Below are 18,244 nucleotides of genomic sequence, written 5' to 3' on the forward strand. Positions count from 1 at the left end.
GACAGGTAACTGTTACTGAAAAATATGAAAATTACTGACGTAAGAGTGTGGCTGGTTGAAGGGGTTAAATATAACTGGACATTACTGAAAATATATACAGACACCGGGCATACTGGCGTTGGTGAAGCCACAAACTGGCCAGGTAGTCCCATTGTTTACCATGCTGCAAAACACGTAGGAGAGCGTATTATAGGGCTCGACCCTATGAAAACGGATTTTATATGGACAAAGCTATATCGCGACTTGAATTGGATTGGGCCTTACGGAGCCAGCATGTGTGCTATTAGTGGCATCGATATGGCCTTGCTTGATTTGAAAGGTAAAGTGCTCAATACACCATGTTACGAGTTGCTGGGCGGAGCATTCCGTAAGGAAATCTTATTATATGCTAATTATTGGTTTACCGGTGGCGGGCACAATGATGATGACTATGCCGCGCAGGCAAAAAAGGTAAAAGAAGCCGGGTTTACCGGTTTAAAATTTGATCCCTTTGCGCATACCAATTATTTATACGGCGAAGATTTGTCAAGTAATCTAACCCTTACCGCTGCTCAACAAGATCTGGCCTTTAATGTGAGTAAGGCCGTTCGGGATACGGTGGGCCCAGATTTTGATATCATGATTGAGACCCATGCTATGCTTAATTATCGGGTCGCAGTAAAAATGGCTCAGCGATTATCCGAACTTGATATTACCTGGTATGAAGAACCCGCCGGACCTGAAAGTGCCGATACCTTACGGGCCATGCGTGAGCGTATCCCTTCTAATGTGTCTATATGTGTTGGTGAGCGGCATTATACCCGGTATGGTATCCGCCCGGTATTGGAAAAAAATATTTGTGATATCATGATGCCGGATATAACCCGTTGCGGTGGTCCCTCAGAAATGAAACGTATGGCCACTATGATGGAAGCATATAATGTTTTACTGGCACCTCATAATCCCAACGGACCATTATCTACACTGGCTTCTGCTCATGTATGTGCATCGGTACCCAATTTTTTCAGACAGGAATTTATGTTTAATGATGTACCATGGAGAGATACAGTGATTACCCATCCTATTAAAGACATGGTCATAAATGGGAATCTACATCTGAGTGATCGCCCTGGTTTGGGGGTAGATTTAATAGAGGAAGAAATGGAGAAATATCCAGGAGTAACAGTTTCGAGACCAGGTTTTTATGTGTAATAAAAGTATATTATATGTTTCAAATTGATTATACCGGGAAAACAGCGCTGATAACTGGCGCTTCATCAGGCATCGGATTAGGTGTCGCCAAAATGTTCGCAAAAGCGGGTGCTAACGTTTCTGGTTGTGGTTTGGAAAACATTGGTAATGAGTTTATAAATGAAGTGGAAAATCAAGGTGGTAAGGCATTGTATAGTGCATGTGATGTTACCAAAAAAGAAGACTTGCAAAAACTTGTCCAGAATACAATTGAAAAATTTGGTCAAATAGATATTTTAATATCCAATGCGGGCGGTAATATTTTTGAAGGTGTTGAAGATTGCGATGATGAACACTGGTATCAAAACATTGATCTGAACCTGGCGTCACATTGGCGGCTGGCAAAACTATGTAAACCTTATCTCCGAAAAAATAATGGGGGCATTATTATTATAACTTCCAATCATGCATACAGTTCTATTCCCGGCTGTTTCCCATATAACCTGGCTAAAACTGCTTTAACAGGCTTGGTAAGAAGTATGGCTATTGAATGGAACCCTGAAATAAGAACGGTAGGCCTGGCCCCCGGTTTCATTGATACCCCGGGCAATCAGCAATGGTTTAACTCATTCCAGGATCCTCAACAAGAAAGAACGCGGACAATAGATATGCACCCGGTTAAAAAATTAGGCACTACTGAAGATATGGGTGCTTGGTGCGTTTTTCTTGCAAGCAGTTATGCAGCCTTTGCGTCGGGTACCACCTATCTGATAGATGGAGGTAGAAGCGCACTGATGCAGGATCATAATATCTAAAGAAAGCATGACAGATTATCTATCTAACAATTACGCAATGCAAGTTTGGAACGCTGAAGTACTCTATAAAACAGATTTGATTCTAGGAGAAGGTGCATATTGGTACGAAGGCTGGAAGAAGTTTCTGTATGTTGATATTGAAGGACGAAAAGTAGGGTGTATTGATCCGATAACAAAAGAAATAAAGGAAAAGTATGTTGGTAAAAGGGTAGGGACAGTTGTACCAGCCACTAATGGTAAATTGATAGTAGCATTGCAGGGTTCAATTGAAGAACTGGACTTTGAAACCGGAGAATTGAGGGAATTAGTAAGGATTGAGCAAGATAAGCCAAATAATCGCTCTAATGATGGTAAATGTGATGCAGCTGGCAGGTTATGGATAGGTACTATGCATGTGGATGCAAAATTGCATGAAGGTGCGTTATACAGATTTGATGGTGAGGTGAAAAAAATGCTGGATAATATCAGCATATCAAATGGGATTTGCTGGTCGGCAGATAACCGGACAATGTATTATATAGATTCATCTGATTATAATATCAAAGCCTACGATTTTAATCTGGCTTCAGGTGATATCTCTAATGAGCGGGTTATTGTTCACATAAAAGAGCCTGATCATACACCAGATGGGATGTGTATCGACAAAGAAGGAATGTTGTGGGTTGCCATATGGGGTGGCGGTTGCGTAAATCGTTATAATCCTCATTCGGGCAATTTGATTGGTTGTGTAAATGTTGATGCACCAAATGTTTCCAATTGCGCTTTTGGAGGAAATGATATGAATCTGTTGTTTATCACTACCGCCAGAGCGGACCTGAGCGATGAACAATTACAGCAATATCCCTTAAGCGGCTCCTTGTTTTGTGCCAATATAGATGTATCCGGAGCTGACACAAATTGGTTTAGTCACCAGTTTATCGTGCCAGCTACGGAGTCTTAGCTATCTTACTTATTCGCGCCTCTTGCCCATTCTTTTAATTGATCTATGACATTGGCTAACACGCCTGCTGATCCTTTAAAGGAAGCGGATCCATTAGGCTTACCATTAACACTGTACCATTCGTAAAAACCTTTGTCCTTAATGGTTCTGTTAACCATAGGTTGTAACTCTTCGTAGGCTTCTTTAATAAAACCATATCTGATGAGCTGTTGTATCATCCGTGCCCCAAACCAGGTCCAATCGCCCCCATTTTGGTAAATGTATTGTTTTGATGCGGTAGAGCCTTTGTAAATTCCTTCTGGATAAACTGGGTAAAGTGTTAATCCGATGGATGGTGCGCCAGATAATTTTACATTACGTAACATATCCTGATTAACAAGCCGTATTTCATTTTTTGATAAAATACCAGCTTCAATGGCTATAGCCGAGCCTCCGTGAAAATAAATCTTATCTTCATGGAAACTTGCAGGAAAAGGTGATTTATCAAGATAGAGGTGAGGAATAAATTTATGGTTTTTTGAGTTCCAAAGGTATTTTCGGATCGAGTTAATCGTGGTCACTTTCAACTGTCGCCAATCGTGCTGACCCTGTTCCTGATTATAAAAGCCAATCATATCATTCAAGGCAATTACCAACATGGCATTATCGTAAATATCAATTGCCCAGTGGGTGTTTTTATCAATATCTACTGTAGCTCCGCCTTCAATCTGCACATCCCCCCAATCTTGTGTAGTGGCCCCGGTTAATAAATGATATTTAGTTGAATAACGATTCTTTAATAGATAGGCTATTGAAAGTTCCAGTCGTTGCAGTGCAGTTTTACCTGCAATTACTTCCTTAAGGATAGATCTGTCGCCGGTAACACGTATATACTTGGCGATGGCCTGTATCAGCGAAGTTTCCTGGTCTGTTTCTACTGTGTTTTTAAAGCCCACATGGGTACTATCATAAGGTGAGGTATAAATGTTTGGATCATTCCACGTTACATGTCCTTTTAATACATATCCATCTACAATTTCGCCATTAGGTTGTTGAAGCCGCAGAAAAGTGAGTAGATTAGTGCGGATACTATCGTGGTTGTAAACTTTGCATGAAGTTTCAATAAAAGTATTAAAATCACGTATCCATACCTGTGGGTAACCATCGCCTGCGTTAAACCCTTTGCTTAAGAGGGCTGTAGCCTTGGCGTACACGGTATCCAGTTTTTTATCTGCCAAGATCCGTGCAGCTAATTTCTGATCTTGCTGCGAATATCCCTGCACAGAAACACCAATTATCAAAGAAATAGCAATAATGATAGTTTTCATGTACTGTTCTTATAAGCCTCTAAAGGGTGAAAATGAAAAAAATAACCTGTAATCTTTTATTCTGCCATTGGCGCCATCCTGGCGGGGTAAAAGCCTCATTCCACTTACTTTATAGGATTTTCCAAGATCTATTACGATTTGATGTGGTGGTTTTGGAGCCTTATTCTCCCATTCAGTATGCCAAATGCTGGTATACTGTAAATCAAATACATTTGATGCGTCCCCATCATCACCATTTAGTTCTTCACTGTCTGCATAAACAATTTTCCAATTTGTTCTTGGAATTTCTTTTCCTTGATCATCTATTAAAATAATTTCTGCTATGGAGCTATAAGGCTGACCTTTTTGTTCAGATAGGGCTTCTAAACAAAAATAACGTGCGTTAATTGGTGGGAAACTTACGTTTTGCCATTTATTAGTGTTTTCAAAGGTGCCTTCAAAATGCGGACGTAATTGATCTGATATCCATTTTTGACCGGTCGTTTTATGCAACTGAGGTTGTTGTTCGTTAACAATATCCAGTATTGGCTTATCCAGAAACTGTAATTCGGGTGTCTTTACTCCAAAAAGATCAAAAACTATAACTTCATTTTTTCCCTTTTTAAGCCAGCTGCCGGGTAATAACATGGTTTGAGTGGGGCCTATATTCCAGTAGCGACCAAGGCAATTACCATTTACCCAAACAAGACCCTTATTCCATTTACTGAGATCCAAATAGGTGTTTTGTAAATTATCGGCGGTAAAATTGCCTTTATAAAATCCAACAGTTGGGTTCTGATTGGTTATTGCATTGTATTTTACCGGAATTGTGTTTTCCCCCATCTGTATAGGATAGTTTTTCCAGTTTCTGATCTCTGTTTTTTCTTCTCCGGTCAGTAAGTATACTTGCCCGTGTATACCTTTTCGATCATGCATAGCATAGCCGTAATTTACACGACCAGTGGCCTCTGCCAGTATAGTCAGTTTGGTGTTTTTCTCCCGTTTGGGTATTTCGATACTGTATTTATTTTTCCGGCGGTCAATTGTGCCAATTAGTTTATCATCAGTATAAATTAAGGCATAATCGTGTATCTCTTTAAATTGCAGCAGAGCTTTGGCTCCGGCTTTAATCGTAGTTTCATAAAGTACACAACCGAAATCCTGGTTCAGATCCTCCATTAGTTTTGCTGTATCTGATATAACCGGCCGAGGAAGATTTTTGTCCAACGCTGCATAGGACGTGAATTTAACAGGTTTCAGCTTTTGTATTTTATTGAGAGCAGGCACATCAGGTAGGCTTTCGTCTGTTTGTAAATAATTACTGAACAGGTTTCGAATCTGGTAATATTTTTCTGTTGGATTACCGGCCTCATCAATAGGCGCATCATAATCATAACTTGTGGTTTGAGGTAAATATGGAGGGGCATTAGCTCCACTGTAAGTGCCAAAAGAAGTGCCGCCATGTACCATATAAATACTGAAGGATTCTTTATGGTCAAGCATGTATTTTAATTCGCTGATAATTCTGGGGGTATTACCGGTATGATGCGGTCTTCCCCAGCTATCAAACCATCCCGGGTAATATTCCCCGCACATAAGCGGTCCTTTAGGTTGAATGGCCCTTAGCGCATTAAAATTACCCTCAGGTCCTCCTCCAAAATTCACGACAGGAAAAAGACCATCTGGGTGATCATTTTTTAATTGAGAGGGGCCATCGCAATGAAATAGAGGCACAGTAAAGCCTGCTGTTTCAATATATGATTTTATGATATTCATATATGCCTTATCATCACCATAGCTGCCGTATTCATTTTCAATCTGCACCATGATAATATTACCTCCCTTAGTTATTTGTAATGGAGCCAATTGCTTACCTACTTCCAGCAAATATTTTTTGCATCTATCCAGGTAATATGGATCCTGCGTACGGAGTTTAATGTTTTTGTTTTTTAAGAGCCACCATGGAAAACCACCAAAATCCCATTCGGCGCAGGAGTAGGGGCCCGGTCTCAAAATAACATATAAACCTTCTTCTTTTGCTATTTTGCAAAATGTCGCTGCATCACTTTGACCAGTCCAGGTAAACTGGTTAGGTTGTTTTTCGTGCATATTCCAAAACAAATAAGCGCAAACTGTATTCAATCCCATGGCTTTGGCCATTTTTAACCGATTTCGCCATTCGGCTTTTGGAATACGAGCAAAGTGCATCTCGCCACAGCGAATTATATATGGCTTACCATTTAACTCAAATGAGTCTTCTCCTATTTTAAAAGTTGGGTTTTGCGCTGATGATGAGAAATATAAAAATATAAATACGAGAACAAACAGGATACGCTTCATTTTTAGATTTAGTGGTTTATAATTTGGATAGCTGAAATTACTTGTATTTGAATAAAGCTGTATCTTATTTATTAACGCAAACGTTTGTGAAAGACTAATATTAACCCAAAGGTTTACTGATCGACTAACGCATATGCAATTTTGATAAAATATTAGGGTATTCTTTAGTTCCTGCAGATGTCCTAAAAATTCCTAAAATCAGAATCTGGATAAAAGCCTTTAAGGTTAGAATCTTTTTTAAATCTTGCTTGGTGTCCAAAAAATAATATCATCTTTAATTGAATATTAATTTTACATCTATGAAAATGATTAAATCCTTTGCTTTTTTGACCTTTATGCTGGCAATTTCCTTTAATGCTTTTTCACAAACCAAAACAGGGCAGGTTTATCTGATACGTTCTACAGGTTATACGGGTTCTGCAGTGAATTATAGATTATATATTGATGATCAGTTAGTTTGTAAGTTGAAAAACAAATCTTACTCCGTGCATGATATAGGCGTGGGTCAACATACTGTTAGTGTGGTTAGCGGGGGAATATCAAACGGGAAAAAATCAGCGCCATTAACTATAACGGTGATTGAGGGTAAAGTGAACTATGTGAGTGTTGTTAGTACGCAAAGCGGTTATGTAAACAAACTTACCTGCCAGGAAATTACCCAGAATTCGGCTGAGCCTCTACTGGCGAAAGCCACTCAAAATCAGAATTGTTTACCTGCTAAATAAAATAAGAGGAAAGGGATTCATTTATTATAACAACTGGTATTTAAAAGATATCTAAGTTCTTTTAACAAGTATGTCAAATTCATAAAATATGGAGATGCCCGAAATTGAACGTTTCCATCTGGGTTTATTTATCTCATATTTAGAAAAAATCAGCCTATAGTCTTCAGAACTTGGATGTTGAACTATTCAGAAATGAGCTGACTGTTTTCCAATAGGCAAATATCGCTAATTTAGTTAAAGCTTATTATGACTGTATTTTTGTAAATGCTATAATAAGCTTTAACTTAAAACTGTATAAATTACATTTTATGATGATTTTTAGCTGTTTACGATCCTGTTTTGACCTGTTTTTATGACTTTAAGTTGTTGATAATGTTATTCTTTTTTAAAGATGAGTTAAATAAAGGCTCTTTTTTTTGTCAACTTTTTAATTTTTATCGATTGTTTCTGATCGAAATAATAAAAGTTTATTATTTTTTTAATATCACTTGGTAAAACGTTTTTGTTAATTATATTTGTTAAAACCAATTGTAAAAAATACGTTACTGCTCAATAACTTAGTCCACCTGAAAGGCTTTTTTTGAGATTTATGTACTTATTAAATTAACCAATATCACTAACATGAAGAACCTGATTTACCTGTACCACATCTTCCGGGAATCAATATCCTGATAAGGAAGCCATCAATGAAAATCTCTTATGGAGGTTTTTAGATGCCAAGAGTATTTATTAATTAACCTAATCACCAAAAGTGAAAAGAACACAAGGGTTTCGTCGTCCCTGATGACAAATCTGTGGGTGCATAAGTATGCGCCGTTGTCAAGAATATTCCTGCAGATTATTTTTGGTAACGTGTTCTTTTTACTCAAAATCGCCACTATGGAAAAAGAATTACATTCTACTTAATCTAAAGGCATCCTTTGTTCGCGCAAATCATTTGCGGACATAACAGGATATGATCCTTTAAATCACAAATTTTTATTTCATCAATCTAAAGATCCATTAATTATGCGATACTTATGGCTGTGCCTTGTGGTTTTTGCTGCAATTACCACGTGTGCACTTACTGGCTTAGCTAAGGGGAATGAGGGTAAAAAAAGCAAAATAAAGCATGCTCTTTTTAATGATAATGCTCATGTCCGCCGCGATACGGTGGTTAAAGATTCATTATTAAAAGATAGTATAAATATTATTAAAAGACACACCATTTATAATAAACTGGCAGACAGCGTTAGCAAGAAGCCTTATGATTTGTCAAAGTTTCCTGGTGTTTCCCTGCAGCAGCTTTTAAAAGGACAATTTTCCGGTTTATATATACAAGAGCCTTCCGGTGAGCCAGGCAGTGTGCAAAATATGTTTATAAGAGGTGTTCCTATGCCGCTGCTTTCTCCCAGAGATGTTTACCAATCGCAACCATTGGTTGTACTTGATGGTATCCCGCTTGTAACCGAACACCCGTTTGCATACGATATACAGTTATATAACTATAACAGAATGGGGACTGCTACCAATCCTTTTGCAGATATCGATATGAATAATATCGCTTCTGTAGAAGTATTAAAGGATTTAGCTGCCACAGCAATTTATGGCCCACGGGCAGTAAATGGGGTTATTGTTTTAACATCTAAAACTCCCGTGGCTGCCAAAAGCATCACCTTTGATTCTTATATAGGTTTGGCGCAACGGCCCCATGTAACTACTATAAATGGTAAATATGAAAACGCTTTCAGGCAACGTTTTTATGACCTCTATACAACTAATGGAAGATATTCAGATGATGAAAATTATCCTATTTATCTGAGCGATTCATTAAATAATGTTTATAGCGGGAAATCCGATTGGAGTGATCTTTATTATCGTAACGCGGTAGTTTATGGTATCAATTTTGGCATCTCCGGAGGAACCGACCGGGCTAATTTCCGCTTCTCATTAGGTGATCTGAAAAATGAAGGTGTTGCTGATGGTACAGGGCTAAACCGATATAGCGCCATGTTCAATATCAACATGAAGCCTATAAAATGGCTCCTTTTTTCGGCTATGGTAAATGCTAACCGGGTTGAACGGCAACGAAATAAATACCTGCGTGACCGATTTGCCCAGATCAATTACTTCCCAGACCTGAGCGCGCCGCTGCCACCCAACAAAGACTTTTATGCCGATTACCTTGAACAGTACAAAAAAGGTTTTGATAATAATAAGAACAATATTATTGATGGTTATGCCAAAATAGGGATCGACCTTGGGAAATTTAAGTTTGTGACCACCTTTAATGTGGATTACAATGAAGGTTATCGCGATGTATTTTATGCGCGTACTCTTTTACAAGGCAATAGCTATGCTTCCAATTATTTTGGTTTTAGTCAACGCATCATGGCAGATAATAGGGCAACCTACGATTTGACCATAAATAAAGTACATGATTTTCATTTTGAACTTGGACAATCAACTCAATGGGATATTTATAAGTATAGCAACGCTTACGCTTACAAAGGGGTAAATGATTATATTAAAATAAATCTGTTAGTTTCAAATCCTAAAAACCCAGATGGATCTGATAACCCTGATTATCTGAATACCACAGCTTTTCCACGAGAATTAACCTATCGTTTTCTGGATAAGATCAAGGACAACCTGGTTTCTTTTTACGCTAAAACAGATTATTCATTTAAAGGAAAATATTTTTTATCGGCAACAGTACGTGCCGATGGCTCATCAAATGCCCAACCTACCAGCAGATGGTTTTATTCACCAGTAGTATCTGCCGCCTGGAGTATTAAAAAAGAATTACTTAACCACAGTACTACTGTAAGCGATCTTGTTTTACGTGCAAGCGCGGGTAGGTTAGGTAGGCTTAACGCATTTGACAATTATGCGCAGGGCCCTCAGTATACCGCATCGGTAGGATATACAGGTAATTTAACCGTACCCGGATATAATGGGTTTGGTGTATTAACCAGGCCTTATTCTACCGGATGGGTAGGCTATGGAATTCCGTGGTCATATTCAAATCAGCTAAACCTGGGTACAGATGCAAGTTTACTGAACAACCGTTTACATCTTTCGGTTGATTGGTACTTGAAACAGGAAAAGAACCTGCTGATTGGTATCCCTGCTTTTGCTGAGTATGGTTATAAGCAGTCGATCGAAAGCGGCATGGCTGTAAATAATACGGGTATCGATGTGTCTATATCAGCCAATATCATCCGCAGTACAAAATTTGGGTGGACATCATCCTTGAACCTTAATCATAACGCTAATAAATTAAAAGCTCTGCCAAGAGGTTTAAACCAAATTATAATAGATAATAAGCTTTTAAAGGTAGGTAGTCCGGTAGATCAGTACTGGCTGCTAACTAACGATGGCATTTATAAATCTGAAAGTGAAATACCAATTGTAAACGGTCAATCACTTAAATATAATGGTATTGCATTACACGCTGGTGATCCCAAATGGCAGGATATAAACGGCGACAATGTAATTGATAACAAAGATAAGACATTGAAAGGGCACTCATTGCCCCGCATATCAGGTGGCTATGATAACACTTTTAGATATGGCAATTGGAACTTAAATGTAAACCTCTATTTCAATCTGGGCCGCGACCTTATCCACCAGGAAATGGCCAATCGCTTTGACTTTATTAACCGCGAAGGTAATAGCGATGTCAATTCTGTTAAGGAGATCACATTTTGGGAGAAGCGCGGCGATTACAGTAAGTATCCCTTGTATAACCCCTGGAGCACAGTTATCCCGTATCGGGTAGATCAGGATCTTTTTCTTGAAAATGCTTCATTCCTGAAATTAAGAACAGTTTCCATAGGATATGATCTTACCAAAGTTATGCGCTCAAAGAAAATTAAACTCACCAGGTTTTATGTGTACGCAACTGCGAATAATGTGTTTACCATAACACCCTATACGGGTCAGGATCCTGAACTGGTAAATTATGATGGTTATGATACTGGCTACGGTTTGCCGATACCAAGAACATACACCCTTGGTGTAAAAATGGAATTATGATATGAAGAACGATCACAAAAATCATGTTATAAAAATGAAAAAGATATCATGTATCGCGCTGCTATTGGTAACGGCACTGATGAGCTGTAATAAAACACTGGATATTGATTCCTCAAGAGTTGTGGGTGAAAAAAATATGTGGAACAAGCTTGAAGATGCACGTGCGGGCATATTAGGGGTTTACGCTCTTACTAGGGCTGCCTTGTCTGACAATGATGGGCACTGGCTTTACGGCGATGTAAGGACGGGTGAGTTTATCAGTCCTAACCGGCAGGATCTGAAGGCATTGGCCAATAACCAGCTCAATGCATCCTATCCAACCATCGATGCCCTGTCTGACTGGACACGATTTTACGCTATAATTAATGCGGCAAATATTTTCCTTGAACGTATTGGCGACGTGAAAGCCGCTGATAAGCGATATACAGACAATTACCTGAAGGTTGATGTTGCACAAGTTCGCTTTTTACGAGCTTTTACTTACTTCTATATGGTGAGAATATGGGGAGATGTGCCATTTATCACCGCTTCGCACGATGGTAAGTTTGAAAATCAACCACGCGAGAACAGCAACAAAATATTAGTATGGGCGCAACAAGAAATACTTAAATCGGCAACGGATCTACCCTTTATTTATAGTGGCAACGATGTTCAGCAACCTGGCAATTATTATAATGAAGATGCCACCCGGTGGGGCGGAGCATTAGCTACAAAAAATACAGCTTACGCGGTTTTGGCTCATTTAGCGGCATGGCAGGGTAACTATACCGATGTGGCTACCTACACCAAATTTGTTGAAGACAATTATGGTAAAAGTGGTATCAATTATCAGAGTACAGAAGACCTTACCAAATCAAACGGGTTCTTTTATAATAAAAACACCAGTCAGATGTTTGGCTTTGATTCTGATTGGGGACACATCGACGGATCTGTAACGGGTCACCTGGAAGAACTTACCTTGGCCGAGCCTGTAGTAAATAAAAAGGTGCCTGATATTTATATCCCGAAAGATACTATCCTGAAAATATTTGATCAGCCTAAAGATGAGCGCTTTAGCATAGACACCCTGGGCCAGCCGCGATCGGAAAGATACTTTACCAACATTAATGGTAAGTATCCCATTTTTAGTAAAATAAAGGTTATCCAGGGAGGCGTTTCTGATCCAACTTTCAGATACTTTACCAGTGCACTGATTTTTACCAGATTGGAAGATATCGTGCTGCTTCGGGCCGAGGCGTTGGCTGTTTTGGGTGATCTGAATGGTGCCATGAACGAAGTAACGACGGTAATGACCAGAAGGGGAATAACCGAATTTGATTTCAATCAGGATATCATTGACATGATATTTAAAGAACGACACCGCGAGCTCCTGGGCGAAGGCCATCGATGGTATGATCTGATACGCTATAATAAAATCAAGCAAAATAACCCTGCATTTCTGAAACTCATCAATTCGCAGGGTATATACTGGCCTGTATCGCGTAAGCTTATTTCACAAAATAATCTGTTAACTCAAAACCCATTTTGGAAATAAACTAACCATATATGAAAAGACTAATAAAATATATGCTGTTTGTAGTGTTGTTGCAAAGCGCCTGTAAAAAAGATGGTGGTTATCACAATGCCGCAGGAAACAGTACAAAATTCTCGGGTAATACCTACGAGTATTTGAAAAGTAAACCAGGTGTATATGATTCATTGCTGGCTGTGATAGACAGAATGGGCTTAAAACAAACGCTGGCGGATAGCAATGTTACCCTTTTTGCAGTTACCAATCCTAGTTTTCAGTTAGCCATTAATAATTTGAACACCCTAAGACGACAAGGAGATAAAGATCCGTTGTTTTTGGCAAACATTGATGGCGTACAACTAGATACTATGGTTTCATACTATATTATCAGAGGTAAACGTACCACAGACTCCCTGCTTCTGCAAGACGGCCTTGATCTTTATAGCGTACGTTTTGGATACCCAATGCATGGTAAGGTTTCCAAAATAGCTGCATCTGGCCTAACAGGTGGAGGTCCTGATGTTATTGAATACAGTAATACCAAACGGAGTAAGTTCATCAGAAACTGGTCTTCCACTACAACTGGTTCTAATAATATCAGTACCAAAAATGGTATTGTCCATGTAATAAGCCCCGACCACATCTTTGGTTTTGATGAATTTGTATCGCGATTAACATTTGTTCCGCCACCGCCCAATCTGATGACTTTGATAGGAGGTAAGCTTACCGTTTTAAGAGATAACGACGGAGGTCCCGATAATGGTGAAGGCTCTAAAAAAGTAATTGATGGCGATGATCATACCAAGTTTCTGGCTAATCTTCAGGGGCGTTTGTGGATGCAGTTTGAGTTAAATGAACCTGCAGTATCAGGAGTTTACACACTTACGTCGGCTAACGATGCTCCGGAACGTGACCCCAAAGCATGGACCTATGAAGGTTCAAATGATGGTAAAGCGTGGACCGAACTCGACCGCAGGAGCAACTTCTTTTTCGAGGAACGATACCAGACAAAGGTTTTCAGATGCCCTAATACTACGGCTTATAAATTTTATCGTGTAGATATCACTGAACTACGTGACGGCGGCCTTTTCCAACTCGCTGAGTGGACTATAAATAAAGTGAAGTAAGCTATGGAAGATCAAAATATCAATGCAATGAAAAAAACTAAACAGATGCAAATATTCGTAAAAAAAGGATTTATAGCTATCCTGTTTGCTGCAGCAGTACTCAGCAGCTGTAGAAAGTTATACGGTATTCCAGACGAGAAGGATTATCTGAGTTCAAATATAAATTACAGCAATAAAATTTTTGAACCAATTTTAGGGCGCACCACTTTAATGGGCGGGTTTAACGGCGATAATTCAACCCAGCCGATAAAATTTGAGATAATTAATGCCCGTTTTGGCGATGGAAAACCCGTTACTGATCTTTTTCAGAAAAAGCAAACTTATGTATGGACAGCCCCTTATAGTGGTCTTGAAAAAAGTCTTGCCGAGATAGAGGCGAAACGAAAACTGGAAGAGCACCCATTATTTGAAGTGCGCTCGTCTGGTGAGTTTATTATGTGGGCTTCATCTACCAATGACCTCATTAAACCAAGGCCGGCCGATAGTACCAACTTTCCGCAGGATACCCGTTTCTTCGATATTAAAATAAGTAATACAGGTGGCAGCACTGTTATCAGGGATTTGCAGGTACGTCCATTTCGTGAACGCCCGTATGAACCTTCAGATGATTTTAACATTTATTCTGGTGGACCTGCTCCGCATCCTAAAACACCTTATAACCCGGCAAGCCGAAACTATATCAGACCATTTTTGAACGGCGTGATAGGTGCAATAACCGATATCCCATTACAAAGCAACGATGATAAAAAAGATGTAGTGGTTTATATACGACCATTTAATGGTGGTACCGGAAATTCACTCAGGTTTAAATTTCTAAATAAGGATTCGGTAGAAATGAACCCAGCTTTGTTCAACGAAACCGTATGGGATAAAATTGTGCATGGCTTTAATATGCAAAAAACGGCAACCTATGTGCAGTATGATGTTGCATATCCTATTCCACTGGTAGCAATACCAACTATTTATGCGCCTGGTGGAACAAGAGATCACTCCGAATTTAAATACTCCAGAATTGGATTTGGCGGTGGCCGGGTGGTGGCAAGTTTCGGAATTGATTTCGCCATATATAAAAAGGGGAACTGGGAGGTAGTGTTTCACTTTTTAAAGGACAACCCAAAGTTTGAAGACGAATAACCGAATTTAAAGCTTATCACGATGAGAAAACATATACTATTTTATATAGTGCTTGTTGTTTGTACGATGCTCTGCTGCACAGACGTTCATGCTCAAGCGCAAAATGTAACTATCACTGGTACGGTAGTCGAGAAATCAACTAATAAAACCTTGCCGGGTGTAAATATATACTTGGGAGGTAAGGGCTTAACCCAAACAGATACCAAGGGAAGGTTTACTGTTGCTATACCTGTTAACAGTATACTCACATTTACTTTTGTTGGTTTTGTTTCAGAAAAAGTAAAACTTGAGCCCGGTCAAAAAAATATAACGGTAACACTAACTGAGGATAAAAAGGGTCTTAATGAGGTAATTATTGTGGCCTATCAGAACAGAAATAAAGAAAGTACCCCAGGTGCTTCGGTAACTATAACGGCTAAGGATATTCAGGATGTTCCAACTTCAAACGTCGAAAATTTATTACAAGGTAAAGTTGCCGGATTAAATGTTCAAAATAATACAGGGGCTCCTGGCTTCAGAGGTTCTGTTCAGGTACGTGGTTTATCAACCCTGAGCGTAACAGGTAGCGGTAGCGAATCATTTTTACAACCCACATCTCCTTTATACATTATTGATGGAGTGCCTTTGGATGCAGATAAGGCTGCTGAATTTGGTTTTCAGACACAGGGACCGGGGGTGAGCCCTTTATCATTGATACCGGTAGAGGACATTCAAAGCATACAAGTGATGAAGGACGCGCAAGCAACCTCTATGTATGGATCAAGAGGCGCTTACGGTGTTATCATCATAACCACCAAACGCGGGAATTCAAAAGTGCCAAGGGTGCGGTATACCGGTAATTTCTTTGTTAATGCAACACCAAAGCTACGTGAAACACTTGGTGGGAATGCCGAACGCCAGGCAAAAATTCAGCAGATACTATCAAATGCCACAACCATTGATGAATTGAGAAAGCTGGGCATGACTGGTTTCCTGGCTGATAGTTTGAACGCTTACTGGAACAATTCCACAAACTGGCAAGCCATTTTTTACGGTACAACACATAACCAAAGCCATAACGTATCCCTCGATGGTGGAAATGAGCGCTTTAACTATAAAGTGAATATGGGATACTATTCGGAAAAAGGGGTTATTAAAAATACTGGTTTCGACAGGTATAACTTGAATATGAACATGGAGTTTAAGCCAAATGATAAATTCAGGTTTTTTGGTTCATTATTCGGTTCCTTGGGTAGTCAGGCCAAGGGAAATGGTGTTGGTTTATTGCAACAGGGAGTAGCTCAAAATGGGCAGGCTTCTACTTTACTGCCACCTCCCTCGTTTTATCTTTCACCCGATGGCGTGACTTCTGCTTTACAAACTAAAAATAGTAACAGTACAAGAAATATACGCACCAATATTGATGGCCGGTATGAGTTTCTTCCCGGTCTTGCCTTGTCTTCCAGCATCAGCTATGATTATACCTCTGATGCCGAATCAACATTTACCCCTGCTGCCGCAAATGCCCAGTTTGCGCAGATATATGATTATGAAGGTCGAAACTTTACATTATATAACCGTAATGCTATCACCTATGCTAAAACGTTCGGCGCAGATCATACTATATTCATCAATACTTTTAATGAAATATATAAGCAGGGCGGCCAAAGTGGTATCATCAGACAAACCCGCATTCCGAACGATCAATTAGAAGGTCCAATAGGATTCGATCCTTATAATTCAAGAGGCGGGGGCGTATTATCCAATTACAAAAATGCTACTATAGCATCGTTTGCCGGTTCATTTAATTATGATTATAAAAAGAAATATGTTTTGGAGCTTTCATACCGTTTGGATGGTACATCATCAAATGGTTTAGAGAACCCGTATTCAAAAAACCCTGCAGCCGGTTTCAGATGGAATTATTATAAAGAAAACTGGTTTAAAAACTGGGATTGGCTTACCTCAGGAGGTTTAAGATTAACCTGGGGACAGAACATTGTGCCAACGGGCAGTTTGCAAAGTATTTATGGACTGTATAATCTGAATGGTAATTTCAATAACAATCCAACTATTGGGGTTAACTACGAATTTATACCCAACCCGGCATTAAAACCGACCACAACCACGCAGTACAACCTTGGTTTTGATATGACACTTTTGCAAGGCAAGGTTGACTTAAGTTTTGATACCTATTATAAAAAAGTAGATAATTTATTGTTCGATAGATTTTTACCTAATAGCACCGGCTTTCAAAAGAAAACAAGCAATGATGTGTCTATAGCCGATTATGGTTATGAGCTCATGTTAACGGTACGGCCAATAACTTCTAAAGATTTTAACTGGACAGTATCGTTTAATGGAGCTATTAATCGCGATTATTTGTTGAGGCTACCTGCGGAGTATAACGGGCAGTATATCAAATTTGATTATAATAATTATCAGCATATTGTTTTCAGAGTAGGTAAAAATACCTTGTCAAATTACCTGCTTATCAATCAGGGGGTTTACTCAACCGACGCAAACGTGCCTGTGGATCCTGTAACAGGTAAAAAGTATCAAACAAACGGCCTGGCATTTAAAGGCGGCGACCCGATTTTTAAAGATGTTAATGGCGACTATATACTTGATAGCCGTGATTATGAAATAACCGGTAATTCACAGCCTTTAATTACGGGAGGTATATCCACAAATATCAACTATAAAAATTTCGGATTAAATATTTACGCCACTTACACAGCAAAGCGCACAATTTTAAATAATGCCCTTTCCGATAGGCTGTCTATCATGCGCGATCCCTATGCATTATTAGCTGTAGTACCATTGGCTAACCTGGATATATGGCGCAAACCCGGAGATAACTCAGTTTATCCTAATCCTTATTCGTTTTCGAGATTTAACCAGATACAACCTCTCCGTGCCGATCAAACACTGTGGCAAGAAGATGGATCATACCTAAAGATCAATACCGTTACGCTCTCGTACATGTTTGACCGCCGTTTTACCAGGAGAATCGGATTTAACACGGTAAGGGTTTATTTCTCCACCAATAACCTTGTCACATTTTCCGGATATAAAGGCCCCAACCCCGAGAACGTGACTTCGCTTGGGCGGGACGTGTCAAGCGGATATCCGGTACCGCGTACTTATAATCTAGGTTTAAATATTGAACTCAATACAAGTAAATAAAATTCAGGA

General features: G+C 39.3%; 11 protein-coding genes. 9 read left to right on the forward strand and 2 right to left on the reverse strand.

The genetic code is table 11. From position 1 onward, the window contains the following. Positions 1-24: 24 nt before the first annotated feature. From G7092_RS01120 to G7092_RS01130, 3 genes are read left to right on the forward strand one after another with little or no spacing between them, the layout of a single operon-like run. Positions 25-1,191, forward strand: a complete 1,167-nt coding sequence (locus G7092_RS01120) for a mandelate racemase/muconate lactonizing enzyme family protein (protein WP_166085350.1) — start codon at positions 25-27, stop codon at positions 1,189-1,191. Positions 1,192-1,205: 14 nt separating this feature from the next. Continuing rightward, positions 1,206-1,985, forward strand: coding sequence for an SDR family NAD(P)-dependent oxidoreductase (locus G7092_RS01125; RefSeq protein ID WP_166085352.1), 780 nt, complete (start codon positions 1,206-1,208; stop codon positions 1,983-1,985). Positions 1,986-1,992: 7 nt separating this feature from the next. Beyond that, a complete protein-coding gene (locus tag G7092_RS01130) occupies positions 1,993-2,925 on the forward strand; it encodes an SMP-30/gluconolactonase/LRE family protein (protein ID WP_166085354.1) in 933 nt (310 codons plus the stop codon). Between the two features lie 5 nt (positions 2,926-2,930). Here G7092_RS01130 and G7092_RS01135 read toward each other — a convergent pair whose 3' ends face one another. Continuing rightward, complete coding sequence (locus G7092_RS01135; protein ID WP_166085356.1) at positions 2,931-4,232, reverse strand: glucosidase family protein; 1,302 nt, start codon at positions 4,230-4,232, stop codon at positions 2,931-2,933. A gap of 9 nt (positions 4,233-4,241) precedes the next feature. Then, positions 4,242-6,551 carry a beta-galactosidase gene (locus G7092_RS01140; protein ID WP_166085358.1) on the reverse strand — a complete coding sequence of 770 codons (2,310 nt, stop codon included), beginning with the start codon at positions 6,549-6,551 and terminating at the stop codon, positions 4,242-4,244. A gap of 299 nt (positions 6,552-6,850) precedes the next feature. Between G7092_RS01140 and G7092_RS01145 the strand changes: the two genes are divergently transcribed. The 6 genes from G7092_RS01145 (at position 6,851) to G7092_RS01170 (ending at position 18,235) form a co-directional block, all read left to right on the forward strand. Next, a complete protein-coding gene (locus tag G7092_RS01145) occupies positions 6,851-7,276 on the forward strand; it encodes a DUF2846 domain-containing protein (protein ID WP_166085360.1) in 426 nt (141 codons plus the stop codon). 1,008 nt (positions 7,277-8,284) lie between these two features. Continuing rightward, on the forward strand, positions 8,285-11,296 hold the full coding sequence (locus G7092_RS01150) for a SusC/RagA family TonB-linked outer membrane protein (RefSeq protein WP_166085362.1): 3,012 nt from the start codon (positions 8,285-8,287) through the stop codon (positions 11,294-11,296). Between the two features lie 34 nt (positions 11,297-11,330). Further along, on the forward strand, positions 11,331-12,830 hold the full coding sequence (locus tag G7092_RS01155; RefSeq protein WP_166085364.1) for a RagB/SusD family nutrient uptake outer membrane protein: 1,500 nt from the start codon (positions 11,331-11,333) through the stop codon (positions 12,828-12,830). An 11-nt stretch (positions 12,831-12,841) separates the two neighbouring features. Further along, complete coding sequence (locus G7092_RS01160; RefSeq protein ID WP_166085366.1) at positions 12,842-13,933, forward strand: discoidin domain-containing protein; 1,092 nt, start codon at positions 12,842-12,844, stop codon at positions 13,931-13,933. Between the two features lie 27 nt (positions 13,934-13,960). Next, positions 13,961-15,067 carry a DUF5007 domain-containing protein gene (locus G7092_RS01165; RefSeq protein ID WP_166085368.1) on the forward strand — a complete coding sequence of 369 codons (1,107 nt, stop codon included), beginning with the start codon at positions 13,961-13,963 and terminating at the stop codon, positions 15,065-15,067. A gap of 21 nt (positions 15,068-15,088) precedes the next feature. Continuing rightward, positions 15,089-18,235 carry a SusC/RagA family TonB-linked outer membrane protein gene (locus G7092_RS01170; protein WP_235953755.1) on the forward strand — a complete coding sequence of 1,049 codons (3,147 nt, stop codon included), beginning with the start codon at positions 15,089-15,091 and terminating at the stop codon, positions 18,233-18,235. Positions 18,236-18,244: the final 9 nt, after the last annotated feature.

The organism is Mucilaginibacter inviolabilis (assembly GCF_011089895.1).
In the GTDB taxonomy this organism is placed as follows: domain Bacteria; phylum Bacteroidota; class Bacteroidia; order Sphingobacteriales; family Sphingobacteriaceae; genus Mucilaginibacter; species Mucilaginibacter inviolabilis.